1 protein-coding gene is annotated in these 219 nt (G+C 57.5%); it reads left to right on the plus strand.

Going from position 1 to position 219, the window contains the following annotated elements; all coding sequences use genetic code 11:
- Positions 1-219: DDE-type integrase/transposase/recombinase (locus D0N36_RS19350; RefSeq protein ID WP_147320997.1), on the plus strand; the 219-nt coding region annotated here is incomplete at both ends.

The raw sequence follows: 219 nt of genomic DNA on the forward strand, positions 1-219 counted from the left end.
GCAGTCGCTGAAAGGAGAAGACGTGGTGGCCGTAATGAGTCACTTGCAGCAAACGCTGGGCGTCGTACCAGAACGCATCCAGGCCGACAACGGCAGCGAGTTCATCAGCAAGGCGCTGGATAAATGGGCCTACGAGCAGCAGGTCACACTGGACTTCTCGCGGCCCGGCAAACCGACGGATAACCCCTATATTGAGTCATTCAACGGTAGCTTCCGGGA

The sequence above is a fragment of the Hymenobacter lapidiphilus genome (assembly GCF_003417065.2).
Taxonomy (GTDB): Bacteria; Bacteroidota; Bacteroidia; order Cytophagales; family Hymenobacteraceae; genus Hymenobacter.